At 42.0% G+C, this 19,702-nt stretch carries 11 protein-coding genes; 4 read left to right on the top strand and 7 right to left on the bottom strand.

Features of this window, described 5'->3' with window-relative positions; genetic code table 11:
* Positions 1-125: 125 nt before the first annotated feature.
* The 3 genes from MLE17_RS18620 to MLE17_RS18630 all read right to left on the bottom strand — a co-directional run bounded on the left by MLE17_RS18620 (position 126) and on the right by MLE17_RS18630 (position 5,151).
* Complete coding sequence (locus MLE17_RS18620; RefSeq protein ID WP_243350279.1) at positions 126-1,892, bottom strand: DUF5723 family protein; 1,767 nt, start codon at positions 1,890-1,892, stop codon at positions 126-128.
* 30 nt (positions 1,893-1,922) lie between these two features.
* The gene (locus tag MLE17_RS18625) at positions 1,923-3,608 is read right to left on the bottom strand and encodes a hypothetical protein (RefSeq protein ID WP_243350280.1); all 1,686 of its coding nucleotides are present in this window, start codon (positions 3,606-3,608) and stop codon (positions 1,923-1,925) included.
* 118 nt (positions 3,609-3,726) lie between these two features.
* Positions 3,727-5,151 (bottom strand): ATP-dependent RecD-like DNA helicase, encoded by a 1,425-nt coding sequence (locus tag MLE17_RS18630; RefSeq protein ID WP_243350281.1) that lies wholly within the window; start codon positions 5,149-5,151, stop codon positions 3,727-3,729.
* Positions 5,152-5,313: 162 nt separating this feature from the next.
* Between MLE17_RS18630 and MLE17_RS18635 the strand changes: the two genes are divergently transcribed.
* Both MLE17_RS18635 and MLE17_RS18640 read left to right on the top strand, forming a co-directional pair.
* Positions 5,314-6,126 carry a DUF3822 family protein gene (locus tag MLE17_RS18635; RefSeq protein WP_243350282.1) on the top strand — a complete coding sequence of 271 codons (813 nt, stop codon included), beginning with the start codon at positions 5,314-5,316 and terminating at the stop codon, positions 6,124-6,126.
* On the top strand, positions 6,117-6,656 hold the full coding sequence (locus MLE17_RS18640; RefSeq protein ID WP_243350283.1) for an RsmD family RNA methyltransferase: 540 nt from the start codon (positions 6,117-6,119) through the stop codon (positions 6,654-6,656). Before MLE17_RS18635 ends, MLE17_RS18640 begins: the two co-directional genes overlap by 10 nt.
* A 324-nt stretch (positions 6,657-6,980) precedes the next feature.
* On the opposite strand, the gene cls is transcribed toward MLE17_RS18640, so the two are convergent.
* The 4 genes from cls to MLE17_RS18660 form a co-directional block, all read right to left on the bottom strand.
* Entirely contained in the window at positions 6,981-8,420 is a 1,440-nt protein-coding gene (gene cls, locus MLE17_RS18645) for a cardiolipin synthase (RefSeq protein ID WP_243350284.1), read from the bottom strand.
* 185 nt (positions 8,421-8,605) lie between these two features.
* Complete coding sequence (locus MLE17_RS18650) at positions 8,606-9,730, bottom strand: glycoside hydrolase family 88 protein (protein WP_243350285.1); 1,125 nt, start codon at positions 9,728-9,730, stop codon at positions 8,606-8,608.
* 125 nt (positions 9,731-9,855) lie between these two features.
* Positions 9,856-11,481, bottom strand: coding sequence for a RagB/SusD family nutrient uptake outer membrane protein (locus MLE17_RS18655; RefSeq protein WP_243350286.1), 1,626 nt, complete (start codon positions 11,479-11,481; stop codon positions 9,856-9,858).
* Positions 11,482-11,503: 22 nt separating this feature from the next.
* Positions 11,504-14,551, bottom strand: coding sequence for a SusC/RagA family TonB-linked outer membrane protein (locus MLE17_RS18660; RefSeq protein ID WP_243350287.1), 3,048 nt, complete (start codon positions 14,549-14,551; stop codon positions 11,504-11,506).
* Between the two features lie 354 nt (positions 14,552-14,905).
* Between MLE17_RS18660 and MLE17_RS18665 the strand changes: the two genes are divergently transcribed.
* The gene (locus tag MLE17_RS18665) at positions 14,906-18,979 is read left to right on the top strand and encodes a hybrid sensor histidine kinase/response regulator transcription factor (RefSeq protein WP_243350288.1); all 4,074 of its coding nucleotides are present in this window, start codon (positions 14,906-14,908) and stop codon (positions 18,977-18,979) included.
* 250 nt (positions 18,980-19,229) lie between these two features.
* On the top strand, positions 19,230-19,702 hold a 473-nt coding region (locus MLE17_RS18670), incomplete at its 3' end, for a DUF1670 domain-containing protein (RefSeq protein WP_243350289.1).

Raw genomic sequence — 19,702 nt, forward strand, 5'->3', positions numbered from 1 at the left:
GCGGATAATCTTTAAAGACTAGTTTATGCTTTGTTGTACTCATGCTCTAAGTTACTAATTTTTGAGCTGATTACAATGACTTCAATAGGCATAATAATGAGAGAGGGCATCCTTTTGGGACACCCTCATTGTTTCTCTTCTTTTTTTATAGCATTCTGTTTGGGCGCTGTGTTTGGTTGAGGTTGGGTCGGCAGGCTTGGATTAGCCGGGATTTTACCGGATGATTTCACTTCTACTTTGTTGATTGGCTTGATCGAGTCGGTTTTAAATACTGAGAGTGAATCTGTCTTAAGTAGAGAATCTTTTTTCAGGATTGGGAATGAATCTGTTCTAAGTGCAGGTAGAGAATCTTTTTGCCCAAAGACCTTTATCAAAGAATCGGGTTTAATTATCTGGGCAGAATCAGTCAATATTATATTCTTACTAGAGTCAATCACTGCCGGTTGGAGAGTATCCCTTACAGCTTTGATGGTATCCTGTTCAATAAGCTGTGGCGTTGGAGTCGTAAAAGTTGCTTTACGGCCATTAGTCCCTTTTCCGGATCTTAACGGAATGCTAATTCCTAGCTGAAAGTTTGCCCGTTTGGCATTTACGGGAATGTATTCCGGGGATACTTTGGCAATAATATAATCGGTTGCCACGAAGAAATTCATAAACCACTTTGGGGTCCAGCTTATCGCTGCTCCAAATGCATTAGCATTGAAGCTTCCAGTCGTATAAGTCAGCGCCGTGTTGAATACTTTCATTGGTTTCAGGTTGGCAGAAAAAGTAATTGATGATAGATTATTCACCCCTGACTGTTTGCTGAAAAGCGCTCCAAAGCTGATTTTGTCTTTAACGACATGATACTCCGCTCCTGCATTAATTCTACTTTGTAGCGTGGTTTTAAAGGTTCCGGGAGCTGTACTGTTCAGTTCCGGTTCTGATATATTGTTAAATGCATCAGTGATGTTGGTGATTGATTTATCAATATCCAGGATGGTCTCCTTGTAATCATTGAGTTGCGCAACTACATTATTTTCTTTTTTCCAGGTTATAGAACCGAGGTCTGTCAGCGCAAGAGATAAGGTTAGGTTATCGAGAGGCTTGTACGTAGCACCCAAATCGACGGCCATTCCATTGTTAATGAACTTTCTGTACAAATCTTTCCCATTTATATTGTCGGTGTAATCTTCGATTTTGAATTTTCCGACAGGCATTTGCGGACCGTTGTTGAGAGACGCTTTGATTTGTCCATTAGCTTCAACTGACCAAATGTTTTGATTTACATTCACATCAAATTTGTCGAACTTTCCCTGAACGAATGTAAGTCCCTTCAGATATTTAAGTTTTCCCCCGATCGTTAGTTTTTTATTAATTGGAAATGAAGCACCGACTCCGATTTCTGTGTATGCAAGATTTTCCATATACAGGTCTTTCAAGGAATAAGTGCCGCTACCGTTGGCTACCAGTTCGAAAAGAGATTTAGGAAGTGTGACTGTTGCTTGTTCTTTTACCGACAAATTTAAATTCCAGAAGATTTTTCCGGTATAGAAACCCAATCCGAAAGGTTGGATTGAGCTTGATGTAGCAAGCGGGTTTTTATTATTCAGTGTCTTCAGAAATTTGTTTTTCTGTGCCGGATCATTCAGTACCCAATCCAGTTCACCGGCAGAGTTGGTGTACAAAAGGCTACCCAAACTAAAAGGACCGGTAGAGGCATCAAGCGTAATGTTGCCCGTCCCAAAGGCGATATAACCACGAGAAGGTAGTAATGCCGGGTTGAGTTCTAATCGTTGATAGGAATTGTCGAGAAAATAGGTCGATTTAGGTGTTTGTGCAAACAAACTTTCGTTTAACAGAAGACCTAACAGTAAAAGCCCAGAGGTAATTATTTTATTATTTAGTTTCATTTTGGATGCAGTTGGAATTAGACAGAATGTTTATTTTGTATCGATGCTGATACCTCCGAGTTTAGTCATTCTGATATCTCTGATGAAAACATAATCCTTTGCTTTAATTAGTTTCCCTTCAACGGTTTTGTCCGAAGAGAGCATAACATTGATGAGCAGATCTCTGAGTGGTTTATCTTTAAGATCAGCCGAATGGATGGTTAACAGAAAAGGGGTTTCGTCTGTTATCCCATTGTAGGCATTGATCTTTATTGTTTGACTTTGTCCTACTCCGGTCAATTTAATAGTATCACCTTCGCTGGTAAGAACCGAGAAGTCTAGTTGTGCATTTAAAGGAATTGATGAAACAACTTGTCCGGATAAAGTAATATCATCAGTTGAGAATAAATATTTATTGATATCATTATTGAAGACCTCTGATCTGGTAGTTGTGTAATTGAGTCGAAAATTATCTGCAAAAGCCAGGGGGATTTCCAGTGAATCTTTCACCAATCCTGAATCTTTAGGTGCTATAAAATGTTGGCTCCCAAGTATGGTGGAATAATTTACATTCGTAGTGATACTGTTAGGTTTATCGGTAATTAATGAAGCCAGGTCAAATTTCTTTGTTTCTGTAAATGAAGAGGTGTTATCTGGAGCAACTTTGCTGTATAAAGCATATTTATTAATAGCAATTTCACCCGGGGATGTCGGAGGGGGAACTGTAATAGTTGCAGAGATGGTGTGAGCAGGTGTTGAAGTTGCATTTAAATTGACATTCAAAGGAACCCCGAAACTGGATTTGGTGACAATGTATAATGTTGGATTATAGAAGCTGATAACGTCCTTACTGTCTTTAAATAAAGAGTATATGCTTGATATATTAAAAGACGTGTTTGGTAGTGTTGAACTGTAATTAATTTGTCCGAATATTCTTTCAACAGAAATATTGCTGGGAGTCACCGTTGTTGTAATTGCCGGATTTTTTCCAACAGTTAATTTATCACCGGCAACCACAGATATAGTTGACGTTGTTATAAAATCAAGGTTCTTGGCATTTCCCTTAAGGGATTTCACTCTTAGGTAAGAAGCTGATGCTCCTGAACATGGCTTTGTTACAGTATATATATATTGTCCGATGGTGTTGTTATAAGAGATGTAACCGTCATCATTAATTGTTTCCAGTGTCAGCTCATTAGGGATATAAACCTGATATGTGATTTTTGATGCCGGATTTGATGCCGAAATATTGTTCAGCTCAAATTTAATTTCTATCCGGGAGGATGCATTGAACAGAATTTGATCTGTACTTACAATCAATGGTGTTTGTTTGATAGGTAATGAGAGTGTATCTAACGGTCCGGCTTTGCTGAAGGGGCCGGGATATACAGGTAGAGTCAGACCTGTAAAGGTAGATGAACTGGTAACCGGATTTACGAGTCTTAAATAAGTGCTACTATCCGGAAGATTAAAATGTTGAACATTCACTTTGCTCAAATAAAAAACGCTGTCCCCATTAATCTTTTTCAGTTTCAGATCAGTGAAATCCTGATCTTTCATGAATTGTTTCATGGTGAGTGTGTCGGCTTTCCCTATAGGGAGAACTATGCTATCTCCGGCAATAAGCAAATGGTCCGGTAAGTTATCAAGACTGTATTTGTTGTCTATACAGCTTTGCAACAGGAGTACCGGTACGGATATTAATACCCATACAAAAACGAAGGAAAGTTTTTTCATAAATGCTGCTTTTGATTAAAGAGTTTAGGGTTACAAAATTTGTTTCCCCTTCATATTGGATATGGGGGAATTAAACAATCTGCTTTTTTAGGTCTCGATTCGTTTAAATATAAAAGGGTTATTTTATTTCTTTCATTTCCTCTGCCATATTCAACAGAAATACCCGTTCGGTTGCGCGGGTCAACGCTGTGTAAAGCCAACGGTAAAAGTCGGCACCAAGATGTTCTACGTTTAGGTTACCCAGATCGATAAATACATTCTTCCACTGTCCACCCTGGGCTTTGTGGCAGGTTACAGCGTAGGCATATTTTACCTGAAGGGCATTGTAAAATGGATCTTCCTTTAGTTTTTTCATGTGGGCACCACGTGTCGGTATGTCAGCGTAATCTTCCAGCACGGCATTGAAAAAGCGGTTTTGTTGTTCGTAAGGAAGTGACGGTGTATCCGAGTGTAATGTGTCAAGCAGGATCTTGACATCCACTTCGATATTGTAATCAGGAAAACGGAGCGAAGCATCCGTGAAACGAAAGTCGTAAATCTCCCGCTCATTACGCTTGCGGACAATTTCAGCCATTTCACCGTTTGCGATGAAGTTCATCTCTTCGTAGTCCTTGCTCCAAAAATAGTTATTTTTTGTGATCATCAGCAAGTCTCCTCCGGATAATTCTTCTTCGCGGTATAAAACTCGTCCCCTGATATTCTGGTTAAAGATATTTGCCCGTTTATTACTCCGGGTAATCAGTATGGTTTCATCAATACCGTCACGGTTATAACAATCGGAAATATGCTCAGCCAGCTCGTTGCCGTCCACGCAGTAAAGGTCAGGAAAACCATTCGTTTTGAATTGAGGCAATTCATCCAAATCATATTCCGATTCCAGTTGCTCTCTGAGTTGAGTGGCATTATACAGGATGCCCGACTCTTCGCTTTGGCGGGCTACCTGACGTAAAATCAATTCGGTAACATCCAGTCCGTATCCTTTCAGGTAATCCGCATTTAAGGCTGGAGATTCCGCTTGCCCGACCGGGGGAAGCTGGGCGGTATCACCCAATATCATCATCCGGCAACTCTCTTCGGAATAGACATACTGGATCAGGTCGTCCAGCAAACAGCCGGTACCAAATACAGCTCCTTCACCGGTTGTATTATGAATCATGGAAGCTTCATCTACGATGAAGAGGGTGTCTTTGTGCAGGTTAGGCATGATGCCAAATCCGGCCGCTTCATTTGCAAAACTCTTTTGACGGTATATTTTCTTGTGAATGGTAAAGGCCGGATGATTGGCATAGGCTGCAAATACCTTTGCGGCTCTTCCGGTGGGAGCCAGTAATACAACGGGCTGCTTCAGTTCGCTTAAGGTTTTGACCAGGCTACCGGTCAGCGAGGTTTTTCCGGTTCCGGCATATCCTTTCAGCAAAAACAATCGGGAAGGCTCTCTGTCTGTCAGGAAGTTGCAGATTTCACGTATTGCATTTTCCTGACCGGCATTGGGCGTATATGGCAGATTTTCTCTAAATTTGCGTTCAATAAAGCTATTTATCATTCTAATAGGTTGATTTCGTCGCAAAAATACAATGTTTATTTTGCTTATCCTGTAACAGAAGTGTAAAACTGTTTTAGTGCATAAAACCCTCTGATAATTAGAGAGTCAAAGCGATTCCCAAAAAAACTATTTTCAACTGCTTTTTTCAAGAATAATAATCAGATGCAACAGAAACCAGACTACTCCAAATCGGAACAATATACGTTATCCATTCGGTTGGCACCGGGTGGATTTTCATTTTACCTGGTTGATCCGGTGAACGAGGGAGCAGCGTTGTATGAAAGTTTCCTGTTGCCAAAGAATCAGCCTGTAGTGAATGCCATCGAGGAGGTCGTTTACAAAAATGAACACCTGCTTTTATCCTACAAAAAGACGGAATTGGTGGTTGTTTCCCCTTTTTATACAATAGTTCCCGCTGCGTTTAGTAATATTGAGACCGGAGAGAGGTTGCTTTCGTTTACGCATGAAAATGCAACGGGAAAATACTTTGTCAATGATTTCCGTAAAAAGGAGATGGTAAATCATTTTGCAGTAAACGAAGACTCGTATAATTTCCTGACACGTACCTTCGCTCTGTCCAAGGTAATCCACTACATGACCCCGATGCTGGAATATTTTACAGAACGAAGTCGTTTCGGAAACTATTCGAAGATGTATGCCAACCTCGAATCGGATCGGATAGACCTCTTTTGTTTTCACCGGAATCAATTGGAGCTGGTAAATAGTTATGCTTGTCAGAATTTGAATGATGCGATCTATTATACCCTCTATACCTGGGAAAAGCTGGGGCTGCATCAGGTTAATGATGAACTTCATATTTGTGGGGATGCCGGGCTGCGAAGCCGTATGACTCCTCATTTATCTAAATACATTCAGCGGGTTTTACCGCTCAATCCTCCGACCAGCTGGTACGTGGCGCCAGCTGACAACAAACCATTGCCACTGGATCTAAAGACTTTATCATTATGCGTATAATTGGTGGCGAATTCAAGCGCAGACGCTTCGATGTGCCAAAAAATATCACGGCTCGTCCGACAACGGACTTTGCCCGTGAAAATCTTTTTAATGTATTGGAAAACCGGCTCGATCTGGAAGATATCACGGCTCTTGATCTTTTTGCCGGAACTGGAGCTGTCAGTTTTGAGCTTATCTCACGTGGGTGTGGAAAAGTGGTCAGCATTGAAAAGGCTTCCACACAATTTTCATTTATCATTAAGGTGATGAAGGAGTTGAAGACCGATCGTCTCATTCCGGTTCGGGGCGATGTTTTCAAATATATCGGTCAGACCCGCGAGAAGTTTGATTTTATTTTTGCCGATCCTCCTTACGATTTGAAGGGATTGGAAACTATTCCAGGTCTGATATTTGAAAACGATTTGTTGAAAGAGGGTGGCATTTTCATCTTAGAACACGGTCGTAATAATGATTTCTCGGAAATGCCTCAGTTTGTAGAGAAACGGGTGTATGGGAGCGTGAACTTCAGCTTTTTTGAAAATAAAGAGTAGGGGATAAGCAATTTTGTTTTGCCTATCCATTAAATCTCCAGCTAAAAATAGTCCGGCGGCATGCAGAAATGCGAGGTAGTCTGCCTCCCTCGCATTTCTGCACGCCGCTGTCGCATTTCTGCGTGCCTCCCACGCATTTCTGCGTGCCTCCCACGCATTTCTGTATGCCGCGCTCGCATTTCTGGGTGCCGCCGAAGCAATTCTGCATGACTCCGGGATATTTATACATTAGTAATAACCAGATAGTTAATTGCTTTTGAAATAAAAGCCACGAATACACAGAAATTGAAGTGTATTCGTGGCTTTTTGTTTGGAAGAATGGAGCTAAAGTAACGGGCTGAATAGCCTGATGGTCGATTCTGTAAATTTCTCCACACGGGGACGCTTTATCCAGTGATTGAGTGTGATACGGCGACAATGGTTCTGATCGTTGAGGAATACCTCTTTAAGTTTAAGCGCCATCTCTTTGTGGTAAAGGAATGCGTTGATCTCGAAATTGTGTTCAAAGCTACGAAAATCAAGGTTTGTCGAACCCACCGTTGCTACAGCATCATCCGAAACCACCATCTTTGAATGCAGGAATCCGGGCTGGTAAAGATAGACCTTTACACCTGCTTTTAAGATGGACTTGAGGTAGGAGCGGGTAGCCAGATGCACCATGTGCGAATCCGAGCGCTCGGGTATCATCAGCCGGACATCCACTCCGCTTAATGCCGCCGTCTGTAATGCGGTCAGCAGGCTTTCTCCCGGCAGAAAGTAGGGCGTTTGCAGATAGACATACTCTTTGGCGGAGTGAATGATCTTCAGGTAAGCCTGTAATATCTCGCGCCACTCACCAAATGGACCGCTGGTAATGACCTGAACCGGTGTATCGCCTTTCTGTAACACTTTTTCATCATGAAAATAATGCTTCAACGGCAGCAATTCACGGGTGGTAAAGTACCAGTCAATCAGGAATGCCGATTCCAGAGCCTCCACGGCTTGTCCTTCGATACGGAGATGCAGGTCTTTCCAGATTCCCCATGCCAATCCCTTGTGGTACCGGTCTGCGATATTCATACCTCCGGTATATCCTATTTTTCCGTCTATAATGACTAGCTTCCGGTGGTTGCGGAAATTGATTTTGCTCGTTAAGCGGTGGAAGTGTACTTCCTGGAAGATGGCCGTCTGAATGCCCGCTTTGCGCATTTCACCAAAGAACTCTTTCGGTACCTTCCAGCAACCGACATCATCCACAATTACCCGAACTTCCACACCTTTTGATGCCTTTTCTACCAGCAAATCTTTTACCTTGTTTCCAATCTCGTCACTCTCGATGATGTAATACTGCACATGGATGTAATGACGGGCATGACGGATATCTTCCAGCAAACGGGCAAACTTATCATCACCGTTGGAGAATATCTCCACCTCATTGTGCATAAAGACCGGAAACTGGTTGCGGTGATTGAGCAGACGAGCCATCGTGCGATACTCTTCCGGGAGTGTATTTATGCTTCGTCGTCCTTCGGGGTAAGTAAGGCGAACGTTGACTTTTCTCCTTTTCTTGCGGGAAATAAGCTTCTGACGTGTAAAGTCCTGTCCAAAAAAGATATAAAAGAAAATTCCAAGGAATGGCAACAGAAAAAATAGTAATATCCAGGCCAGTGTTTTCACCGGATTGCGGTTGCCTGCAATTACAACAATAACTGCCGCAATGGAGGTAACCAGATAAAGAATCTGGAATGTAATGGCTAACCAGTGACCTGACCCGAAAAAGAACATAATGCCTGATTTTTGATTTTTGCTAATATAGTTTCTTTTACAATAAGAAACAAATCTGAGTGGGTGGATGTTTGGCCAAAAGTTCAAACTATCAGAAGTGTTTGTATCTTATACATAAAAAAAGAATCTTCTACCGGGGCAGAAGATTCTTAATGAAATAGAAGAATTGCAGAGTAGAGTTTGCGTCATTTCTTATCGATATGGCGAACCATTTCCGACGCTGCCAGAAGAAATGCGCCCACACCAAAATTTGCCGTTGAATTAGCATCGACCACCTGACCTGGAATCGCTCTGTCTCCAATAGGCTGTATGTAACCAATTTTACCCTCGGGTTGCAATGCCGTTGTTGTCAGGTATTTCCAGCCTTTCATAGCTGCAGGCAAATACGTTTTTTCTTTAAGATAACCGTTGTTGATTCCCCATAAAAGTCCATAGGTAAAGAAGGCGGTGCCACTGGTTTCGTAGCCCGGAGCATGATTCGGGTCAAGCATACTGCGGGTCCAGTAACCCTCTTTTTGCTGTGATTTTATGATGGTTTTAGCCATCGCTTTAAACTGCTTCTCAAACAATGGTCTGTTTTTATAATCAACCGGCAAGTCTTTTAGCACCTTTGCCAGTCCGGCAAAAAGCCATCCGTCACCACGTGCCCAGAAATCTTTTTTTCCATTCACGCTTTTGTGTTTGGGATAGGTATATCTTGCATCACGGTAGAATAGTTCGGTTTTAGGGTCATACATGATGCTTTTTGCATAGGTATAGTATTCGGTAAGCTTATCCAGATACATTTCGTTTCCGGTCACTTTATACAGTTTGGTCATTACCGGCATTACCATATAGAGACCATCTACCCACCACCAATAATCATTATTGGGAGTCCCCATCTCATACTCCATAACTTCACGGGCACGGGCAATTTTTTTAGGATCCGGAGCCAGGTAGTACAGATCGATATAGGTCTGGAAGCAAATCTGCCAGTCTCCAAACAAAACAAATTCCGGTTTTTCTCCGTAACTGTATTTCCATTGAGATTTGTCGTCACCAGTTGCTCCTCTCCAACTGTTTTGCTCTGCCCACTTTTCCGAATATTGGCGAAAAGCTTCATTTCCGGTGACAAAGTAGGCTTCCATATTTCCGGTATGATAGGCTGCATTATCCCAGAATGGATTTCCCGGATCAGAGTGATTCGTTTGCCAGTAGTTATTTACTTTATTGATGATGGCGATTACCTCTTTCTTATCCGGCTTTTCTGCTGCAAATATGTTTATGTTTAGAAGGAGGGCTATGATGGTAATATATCCTGAAAGCTTCATTTCGGTAGTTCTTTGAGGTGTTATGTGATCTAATGGTAGGTGCCGTTATTTAGTTTAAAAGGAATGCTCCGGAGAGCATTCCTTTCGTTGAATAACCTAACTAATACCTAAGACACCTAAAGAAATTAATAATTCGGATTTTGTTCCAGTTTAGCATCTTTGTTCAGGTCGATTTCAGATTGAGGAATAGGAAATAATAAATTTTTCTCGGTAATACCGGTTACCTGATAGGTTGCTGGTGTAGTGGCATTGGCCATTGCTACACGTTGGAGCAAAGTTTTGGTACGTAACAGAGTCATACGTCTGTTTTCTTCAGCTAATAATTCGCGTGCTCTTTCGTCCAATATAAAGTTCATGCTAATATCGGATGCTGAAACAGGGGTTGCATTTGCACGTGCTCTGATTATGTTGATTGTGGTAGCAGCATCAGATAATTTGTTTTGTTTGAACTGAGCTTCGGCTTTTAATAGATAAGTCTCAGCCAAACGCATCATTATCATATCTTTCCACATACCGTATCCGAATGCATCACGCGAGTCAAAATGTCCCCATTTCAAGGTATAAGGACATACTTTGTAAAGCGTATCGGCTGTATTAAGAGGCACAGGCTTACCATAAGTGGCCGTTTTTGTAGGATCATTGTAATAGAATACTCTTTTGATATTGTATTGTGAGTTACGCATATCTCCGGCTCCATACAAATGGTATAAAACGAAGTTGTTTAATCGCATTCGAGCATTACCGCGACCACCTAATGAATCACAGGGGACCATACCGGTAACATTATGATACGCTGCTCCCCATACACGGCGTTGTTGAGGATTTCCTCCCTGGCTTAAGCCCGGAACATCAGTCGGATTTTCGATTTCGATATCCCAAATAACTTCAGTGTTACCCTGAGAGCGGCGTTGGTTACCGGCAAAGAACATATCAGAGAAACAATCTCCGGGTTGACTTTTTTTGAGGCCATAGCGAGCTGTAATCAAACTAAATTTACCACTGCTAATAATTGCATCACACTGAGCTTCTGCTTTGTCCGGTTTATCCATACGCAGGTAGGCCTCTGCCAGCAGTTGTTGAGCCATCGCTTTATTCGGACGACCATAAAGGAATTTGCCACTGGTTGTCTTTTTAACCTGATCGATATAGGGTAAATATTGTGCACTATACAAAAGGTCACTTTCAATCAGTTGGTTTACTTCATCCAAAGTAGCTCGGACAAAATCAGTTTTAGCAGTTGTTATCGGTGTTGTGCTGATCGGAACACCTCCATAGCACGTTGCCAATAAGTTATACGCATAGGCTCTGTAAAATAAAGCTTCAGCTTTAAGGCTGTTTTTATTGGCTTGTCCCATTGTTCCAACATTGCCGGTTTCAATGTTGTTGATGATAACATTCGCATTGTTGATGATTTTATAAGCCCATGACCATGTCCAGGAGGCAGCTTCATCTGTGGAATTCAACAAACCATAGGTAACATATGGAGTTTCGATACCTTGTGGCTGCACTGACATTGTTATGTCTGTTCCGGCTTGCCATACAGCCAGATAACCTTGTCTGTCATCTCTGCATAAAAATGGATTAAACTGTTGCTGAAGTCCGACAATCTGAGCTTCCATCCCCAAAGAGTCAGTCAGCGTTTCAGGTGAATAGGATGCTAATACTTTTTCATCCAGGAAGGACTTGTCACACGAAGTAAAGACCTGCGATGCGAGCAGTAGTCCAAATAATACTTTATTATATCTTTTCATAGTGATTCTGATTTAATCGTTATCAAAGAGTTATATTGAGACCAACTGTAAAGGTTCTGGTTGTCGGATAATCGTTAGTCCAGTCTCCTGATCCGCGGGGTGCCTGATTGGCTTCAGGATCCCATCCGATCCAGTTTGTAAATGTGTAAAGGTTACGTCCTGACAGGTACACAGTTGCAGCGCTGATTCCTGCTTTTTTGAGTAAAGTTTGAGGTACGGTGTAGCTCAAAGTAACATCTTTGATACGGGTATAATTGTTTTTGAGAGGGAAGCTATATCCCAGAGTGTTGGCATAAACAAGTGATGGCCAGTAATTATCCTGATTTTGAGCAGTCCAGTAACCTACTTCTTTAGGTGTATTGCGTCGTCCGGCTTCATCTCCGAAGAAAATTTCTGAACTTGCACTTTTCATACTACCCTGAACAGTTTCAATGAACACACTTAAATGGAAGTCTCCGTAATGGAACGTATTTGTTATGCCACCTCTCCATTTCGGTGCTGTTTGTCCCAGTATAACTTTATCTTTCGAATCGATGATGCCATCACCTTTGTCTGGAATACCATCTCCATCAGAGTCTACGATTAGTTGGTCTTTGAATTTTACGTCACCGGCTTTATTGACTTTATCGGTAGCGGCAATCTCACTCGCCTGCCAGATACCTATTTTTTCGTAGTCATAAATCACACCTATTGGTTTGCCAATAAACCATTTGTTGCCAATGTCATCCTTGCCATCCCCATATAAATCAACAATTTTGTTTTTATTAGTGGCAAAATTCAGGCTGGTTTCCCAACTGAACTTATCGATCTTCAGGTTTTTGGTGTTAATGGTGATTTCAAGACCTTTGTTTTCAATTTTACCCAAGTTGTCATATACATTTGCATATCCGGTGATATTGGGAATATTACGCTTCATTAATAAATCGTAGGTGTTGTTTTGATATGCTTCGATCGTTCCAAAGATTCTGTTATTCAGGAATCCGAAATCCAAACCAATGTTTTTTGAACTTGTACTTTCCCAGTTTAGGTTTGCATTTCCCAATATGTTGGCATAAGTACCAATTACTCCGGTGCCGTTATATGGAATTTTACCAGATCCTGATGTGGTTTCAGTTTGATTGATACCGATCGCTTCGTTACCGGTTGTTCCGTAAGAGAAGCGAAGTTTCAGGTTGTTTAGGAAAGTGTATTGTTTCATAAAGGCTTCATTGTTAATGTTCCAGCCCAAAGCAAAAGATGGGAATACACCGTATTTACTGGTGTTGGCTCCAAATACAGAACTGCCGTCTCGTCTGGCTGTTGCTGAGAATAGATATCGACTATCATAAGAGTAGTTGAAACGTCCCATTTGTGACAACAAGGTGTAATCGTAAGCTGCGGATGAAATCGCAGTCTGAGTCGTACCTGCTGCCATGTTGTAATAACTTAATCCATCGTTAATGAAGCCCACTGCATTTGAGCCATCCTTGAAGTAACTTGTTTTTTGAGCACTGTAAAGTGCTGTAACATCAAAGTGGTGCTTCTGGATATCTTTCGTGTAAGACAGGATGTTTTCAACTACCCAGAATTTCTTTTCAGAACTTGATGCTGAAGCAGATCCCCCTTGTGTATTACCGGCAAGGACTCCGTAATAACTTCTTGAGTTATTGATAATGTAAGATTGAGAAGCGTTTACGCGGTATTTCAGTCCTTTAAAAGGAGTAAGCTCTGCATACACTGTACCGGTCAGATTCTTTGTTACATTTGAAAGATCTGCATTAAGATTGAGCATCGGGTTCAAGTAAAGCGTTTCGGGATAATTGGGGTAAGTGATATAATTACCCGAGCCGTCAGTTGGTACAGTAAACGGACTCATTGCACAAGCGTATAGAAGGTTTACCTTGTCAGACCCATTGCTATAATCATTGTTGACAAATGAGAGGTTAGTACCTACTGTCAACCATTCTTTCAGATTAATATCCAAGTTGGTACGTAAACTGAATCGCTTGTAGTCATATCCTTTAATTACACCCTTTTGATCCAACAGATCCCCCGATACATAATATCTGGCCTCTTGAGTACCACCGTTGATACTGATATTATGGTCCTGTATATTTCCTTGCTGGGTCGCTTCTTTCAGCCAGTCGGTTGGTGTAAACTGACCATTTACCCATTTTTGGTAATTAGCCGCTTCTCCATAATACATCAGATCACCGGTTGCCCCCGCTTTTTGAGTTTTGTAATCCTGGTATTTTTGGTAATATTCAGCTGCACTCCGGGGGGTAAATTCATGTGCGATGTTTTCAACGCCACCGTAGCCGTTATAACGGATGATAGGCGCTCCCGATTTACCTTTTTTAGTGGTGATAAGGATAACACCAGCCGATCCACGGGTACCGTAAATAGCTACGGCAGAAGCATCTTTCAAAATCTCCATTGATTCGATGTCAGCCGGATTGATATCATTCGTACTTCCGTAGAATGGAATTCCATCTACAACAATAAATGGCGATGTTGAAGCATTGATAGAGTTTGCTCCACGAACCTGGATCGTTGTTTCTCGACCCGGAACAGATGAAGTCTGAGAGACATTAACACCGGCAGCCGAACCCTGAATGGCTTGCATTACATTCGTTACCGGTACCTGATTGAATCGATCTTTGGGAACAGACGTTACAGACCCGGTAATGTCACTTCGTTTTTGAGTACCATAACCTACAACCACAACTTCATTTAGTCCGGCGGATTTATCTTGTAGGGTAATACTGAGAGCAGTCTTGCTTCCAACAGCTACTTCCTGATTCTCCATTCCCACATAAGAGAATACAAGAACAGCGTTTGCAGGGACATTACTTAATGAGAAGTTCCCGTTATAGTCGGTTATGGTTCCAAGCGTAGTTCCTTTGATTTTAATACTTACACCGATAAGAGTTTCACCGTGAGTGTCTTTTACTTTACCGGTGATAGTCCCTTTTTTTTGTTGAACAGTTGCCGTATTGGCTGCTGTTCCATTTTGATTTGCCCAAAGTGTCGGCATGGAGGTGCAGACTGACAGAGCAAGTACGGATAGAATTTTTTTTCTTACATCCATGGTTGATTAGATTGATTTGATTAAACGATAATTGGGGTTAACAAATATTCCGACAAAGCAGAAATGAAAAAACAGTGTCGGAAGACGCTGATAATTTATGGGCTGTAGTTAGAATGTATGTTCATAGATTTAGTATTAGGTTAGCAATCAGTTTATAAACAATGACAGCAAAAGTAAACGGGTGAGCTTCTCTGGGGGGCTGATTGTATGTCAAAGAGGTCTGAAAAAGAGGCATGATATTCAGTTTGATAAGATTGAATGAAATATATACCCCCGTTTGACCGAAAAACTGACCTAATATTCTCCTTTTAAGACTGATTTATTTAGTAAACTTGCAAACCTTAAATTACTACCATGAAAAAGTATCTGATAACGATTGCTCTCGTACTGTTTTGTAATTATCATTTTCGGGCAAAAAATCTCCCTGCCAGATTCAGCTTCGAACATTTTCCTTATATCGATCAGTTGCCGTCCAACTCCGTCAATCGTATCTTCCATGATAGTGAGGGGTACATGTGGTTTGGCAGTAAGGACGGATTATCCCGTTTTGACGGATATCAGATAAAGGTATTCCGGTCAGGTTCGATTAATCCGAACCGGCTGACCAGCAACAGCATCCAATGTATAGCCGAGGATAACCGGAACAGGTTGTGGATCGGGACGCTGGAAGGTGTCAATATTCTGGATAAGCGAAACTATTCGATAAAAAGATGGGAAAATCCCTATACGGAAAAAGATCAGATCACCTTTATCCTCAGGGATAATGAGAATAATATGTGGGTTGCAACATCCAACAATGGTTTGGTCAGGGTTTCTCCTAATGGGCAGAGTGTTTGTTACAGTACGCACGGTTCATCCGGAAAATATCTTCCGGGAAATTTTATCAGGTCACTTTATCAGGATAGTAAGGGGCGGATTTGGATTTTAATGCCAAATAACGGCATTGCCCTGTTTAATAAGCATACGCAAAGTTTCAGATTAATGCCTTCCATGGGAGGAAATAACAACCCCTTCCGGATGATTGAAGATGAACCGGATCATTTCCTGGTTTGTACCTGGGGGGATGGGTTATATGCTATGGATTTGAAAGCTCTCCCCGGAAATCCTTTTCAAAAGATTGTGGTTCAAAAGGAGGGGCGACCGGTTCCCATCAATGATATTGCCTACAGTATGGTGAAAGATAACAAAGCCGGATATATCTGGATTGTAACATTTGATGGGCTGGTGGTGCTTCAAAAGCGTGGAAACACTTATAATCAGATTGAGTCGGAATCAATGTTTCCCGAGCCATATTACAAGCTTTTCCATGAGATCATGCAGGACCGTCAAGGAAATCTCTGGCTGGGCTCTGTCGGAGACGGTATTTTCAGACTGAAATTCAATAATAGTTCCATTCGTACCAATTCACTGGCTAAGTTAAAACAGACTTTAGGGTTTTCTCCGATTGTGGTCGGGTTTTGTGAGTCAGCCGATGGGTATATTTATATCGTTGTAAACCGCAAAGGAGTCTTTGCATATAACCGAAAGACCGGTGATGTCTCTCCGGTTGCCAATCCTGAAATCCGGTCAATTCAAAGTGTCAGTGCTTTAAAACGCATCCAGAGTACACACGAAATATGGCTGAAGAAGGAGGGTACTCCCGGTATTTATATCATGAGTGACCGGGTGAATAATGCCGGTCCCGTCCGTTTTATCCCTTTGCCCAAAAAGAATGCGATTACCAACTCTGGTATTTGTGAAGATCACGAGGGAAATGTGTGGATAGGGATGGAGGATGGTCTTTATAGAAGATCTGTCGGAAGTAACAACGTAACATTGGTCAATCCGGGGATCACGAATGTCGCGGTGATCAAAGAGGATACAAAAGGCAATATCTGGGTAGGAAGTGAAAAGCAGGGGATCCTGAAACTGCGAAATAAGCCCGGTTCGAAATCTTTTGTAGTAGAAAAAGTATTCAGCAAAACCAAAGGTAACCTTCAGACCAATTCGGTTCAGTCAATTTGTTGCAGGAAGAATGGCGATGTCTGCATCGGTACCCGTGTGGGAAGCATTTACATCTATGATGAGAAGACAAACACGATGCAAGATGTGAGCCGCCTTTACGGAATCACGGAAGAGTCTGTGCTGGATATTCTGGAAGATAATCAGGGAGCGCTCTGGATTTCTACGGTGAAAAAGATTATCCGCTTCAATCCCTCTAACCACATGACTACCTATTACACCCATTCCGATGGTATTCTGGTCAGTTCATTTGCCAAAGATGCCTGTGTCAAGCTGGCTGACGGGACGATGATGTTTGGCGGTAATAAAGGCCTTTGCGCATTTGCACCTGGTGTAAATGATAAGAAATCGGCATCGGGACAGAAAGTGTATATCACCGATATTGAGGTGAAGAACCAATCTATATTTGATAATGACAGTAGCCAGTATTACGATGCAGACAAAAAGAGATTGACCCTTAAAAGTTCGGACGATGACCTGAGTCTTGAATTTTCATCCCTGAATCTCTCTTCCGCCGATAAAATCCAGTATGCCTATAAGCTGGACGGGCTGAATAATGACTGGGTGTATATGGGGAATAACCGTCGTTTCGTCAATTACACTAACCTGCCTGCGGGAAAATATACCTTCATGGTCAAAGCGACCGATGAGTCCGGCACTTGGAGTAATCAGATTACAACACTTGAGATTATCAAGAAACCGCCTTTTTATCTTTCCTGGTGGGCCTATCTTGTTTACCTGATTTTGTCGGGAGTAGGTGTATATTTCGTTTATAACAGAATAAAACTTCGCAATAAACTCCGGATTTCCCAAATTGAAAAGGAGAAATCGGAAGAGTTGGTGCAGACCAAGCTTCGTTATTTTACCAATATTTCCCATGACCTGCTTACCCCGTTGTCCATCATCTCATTGCTGGTGGATGAACTGTTGCAAAAACACCGGGAAGATCAAGCGCAGATTGATAAAATCAAATCGAACGTAGATCGTCTGAAGCGGTTGATTCGTCAGATCCTGGCTTTCCGTAAGATTGAAAGCGGGAATATGAACCTGTCGGTGAAGCAGGCTGATATTGTAGCCTTTATCCGGGAAGTCTGTTACACCAATTTCCAACCCCTGATTAATGAAAAAAAGATCGACTTTTCGTTGGTGGTTGAGGCTGAAAGTTTGTCCGCCTATTTTGACCCGGATAAGTTGGATAAAGTAATGTATAATATCCTTTCCAACGCCCTGAAGTTTACTCCTGATGGCGGAGTAATAAAGGTAAAAGCTTCGTTTTCTGAATCTGATGGGGTAAAATATCTGCAACTTGCGGTAAGTGATTCTGGAAAAGGAATTGATGAAAAGGATTTGCCGCATATTTTCACCCGCTTTTATATCAGCAGCAGTTCCGACCAAAGCCAGAGCAATGGGATTGGCCTGGCCCTGACACGTGATCTGATTCAGATTCATAAAGGGGAAATCCGGGCAGAGAATCTTCCGGGTAAAGGCGCTTGCTTTACCTTTCGGATTCCGGTTTCCAGAGAAGCTTTTGCCGATGATGAAATTAATCCGGGTGAGATTTATCAGTATGTTTCAAGAAATAAAACTCCGGAATTGAATGCGACAGATGAAGCGGCTCTGATTTCTAACCCGGAACCAACAACCGGAAATACGTTGCTGGTGGTTGAGGACAATAAGGAACTAAACCAGATTATTGTGGATTATCTGGGCCAGCAGTATAAGGTGTTGTCAGCATATAATGGCGTTGAGGCACTCTCTCTGGTCGCTGAGCACGATATTGATTTGATTGTCTCCGATGTGATGATGCCCGAAATGGATGGTTTGACGCTGTGTCGTACCCTGAAGTCAGACCTGGCAACCAGCCACATCGATATTCTGCTCCTGACTGCAAAAGTAGCAGCCGATGATCAGGTGCAATATTTCAAGGCCGGCGCCGATGCCTATATTCCTAAGCCATTTGAAATGAAGGTGCTGGAAGCGCGGGTGCAAAACCTGATCGAGAAACGGAAACAAAAGGCCGGTGAGTTTAGGGAGCAGAAGGAGGTAGGCATATCGGCCATGCAGTATAACTCGTTGGATAATGAGTTTATGAAAAAAGCATTGGAGGTGGTAGAAGCCCGGATGGGAGACTTCACCTTCGATTTCGACCGGTTTGCGACAGAGATGAATGTTTCCAAATCGACCCTTCACCGCAAACTGAAATCATTAACCGAACTTTCACCCGGTGAGTTTATCCGGAACGTTCGTCTCAAACATGCTTGCCGGATGCTGACTAATACCAGCGATCCGATTTCAGATATTGCTTATGCTGTGGGGTTCAATAATCCGAAATACTTCAGTAGTTGCTTTAAGTGTGAGTTTGATGTAACACCGAGTGAGTATCGGGATGGGCAGCTGAGGAAGATTACCGTTGAGGTGAGTTCCTGAATAGAAGGATAAAGAGAGGAGGATTAAATGTATTTGAAGGCACTTTCTCTCTGTTTACCGCCCCTATATCCCCTACGTTTGTGTCATATGACAACGAAGTAGGGATAGAAGATAAGTTCTTTGAAATTATTGTTATAATAGATGATATTTGGAATCTTAGCAGCAGCCTCACGAAGTGAAGGCGGAGCGTAGCGAAGCCTGAACGGAGTGAGGCTGCTGCTAAGAAGTTTTGTTTATTAATCCTACGATTATGATTAACAATTCAGCTCTCCAGAAATGGGATCGTCTAAAGCAAAAACAGTTAGATACGCAATTCTTTAATGAACTTCAAGCTGGCATGAACTGCTCTATGTTTGAGGCCAAAGCCATCCTGAATGTGGTTTACAAAACGTACCAACCCTTTTTTGACAACCAAGCCAGTATGAAACCGGGACAGATCTGCTTTGAAGTTGTTGGAATTGAAAACTCACCAAAGAAAAGGCTATCTGAATGTCAGATGAAGACCGTAACGCTCACCCTTGATTCGGGGGAAGAAGATCTTTTGGTTCGTGAAAAGAACGGTGTAATTGCCCTCCGGCAACATCGTCTTATCCGCATCTGCAACGAAGCTTTCCAACAAGGTGGATTGCTAACTGTCGAAGACCTGGCGAACAGGTTACTCAACTGCGGTGAGAGTACCATTAATCGCGATATTAAGGCGTTAAAGCAACAAGATATAGTCTT

Origin of the sequence: Parabacteroides sp. FAFU027, assembly GCF_022808675.1 — a bacterium.
In the GTDB taxonomy this organism is placed as follows: Bacteria; Bacteroidota; Bacteroidia; order Bacteroidales; family UBA7332; genus CAXXIC01.

Excerpts from the sequence above, each read along its gene's own strand:
- MLE17_RS18620 (WP_243350279.1), bottom strand. The coding sequence starts at position 1,892 with ATGAAACTAAATAATAAAATAATTACCTCTGGGCTTTTACTGTTAGGT.
- MLE17_RS18625 (WP_243350280.1), bottom strand. The coding sequence starts at position 3,608 with ATGAAAAAACTTTCCTTCGTTTTTGTATGGGTATTAATATCCGTACCG.
- MLE17_RS18630 (WP_243350281.1), bottom strand. The coding sequence starts at position 5,151 with ATGATAAATAGCTTTATTGAACGCAAATTTAGAGAAAATCTGCCATAT.
- MLE17_RS18635 (WP_243350282.1), top strand. The coding sequence starts at position 5,314 with ATGCAACAGAAACCAGACTACTCCAAATCGGAACAATATACGTTATCC.
- MLE17_RS18640 (WP_243350283.1), top strand. The coding sequence starts at position 6,117 with ATGCGTATAATTGGTGGCGAATTCAAGCGCAGACGCTTCGATGTGCCA.
- cls (WP_243350284.1), bottom strand. The coding sequence starts at position 8,420 with ATGTTCTTTTTCGGGTCAGGTCACTGGTTAGCCATTACATTCCAGATT.
- MLE17_RS18650 (WP_243350285.1), bottom strand. The coding sequence starts at position 9,730 with ATGAAGCTTTCAGGATATATTACCATCATAGCCCTCCTTCTAAACATA.
- MLE17_RS18655 (WP_243350286.1), bottom strand. The coding sequence starts at position 11,481 with ATGAAAAGATATAATAAAGTATTATTTGGACTACTGCTCGCATCGCAG.
- MLE17_RS18660 (WP_243350287.1), bottom strand. The coding sequence starts at position 14,551 with ATGGATGTAAGAAAAAAAATTCTATCCGTACTTGCTCTGTCAGTCTGC.
- MLE17_RS18665 (WP_243350288.1), top strand. The coding sequence starts at position 14,906 with ATGAAAAAGTATCTGATAACGATTGCTCTCGTACTGTTTTGTAATTAT.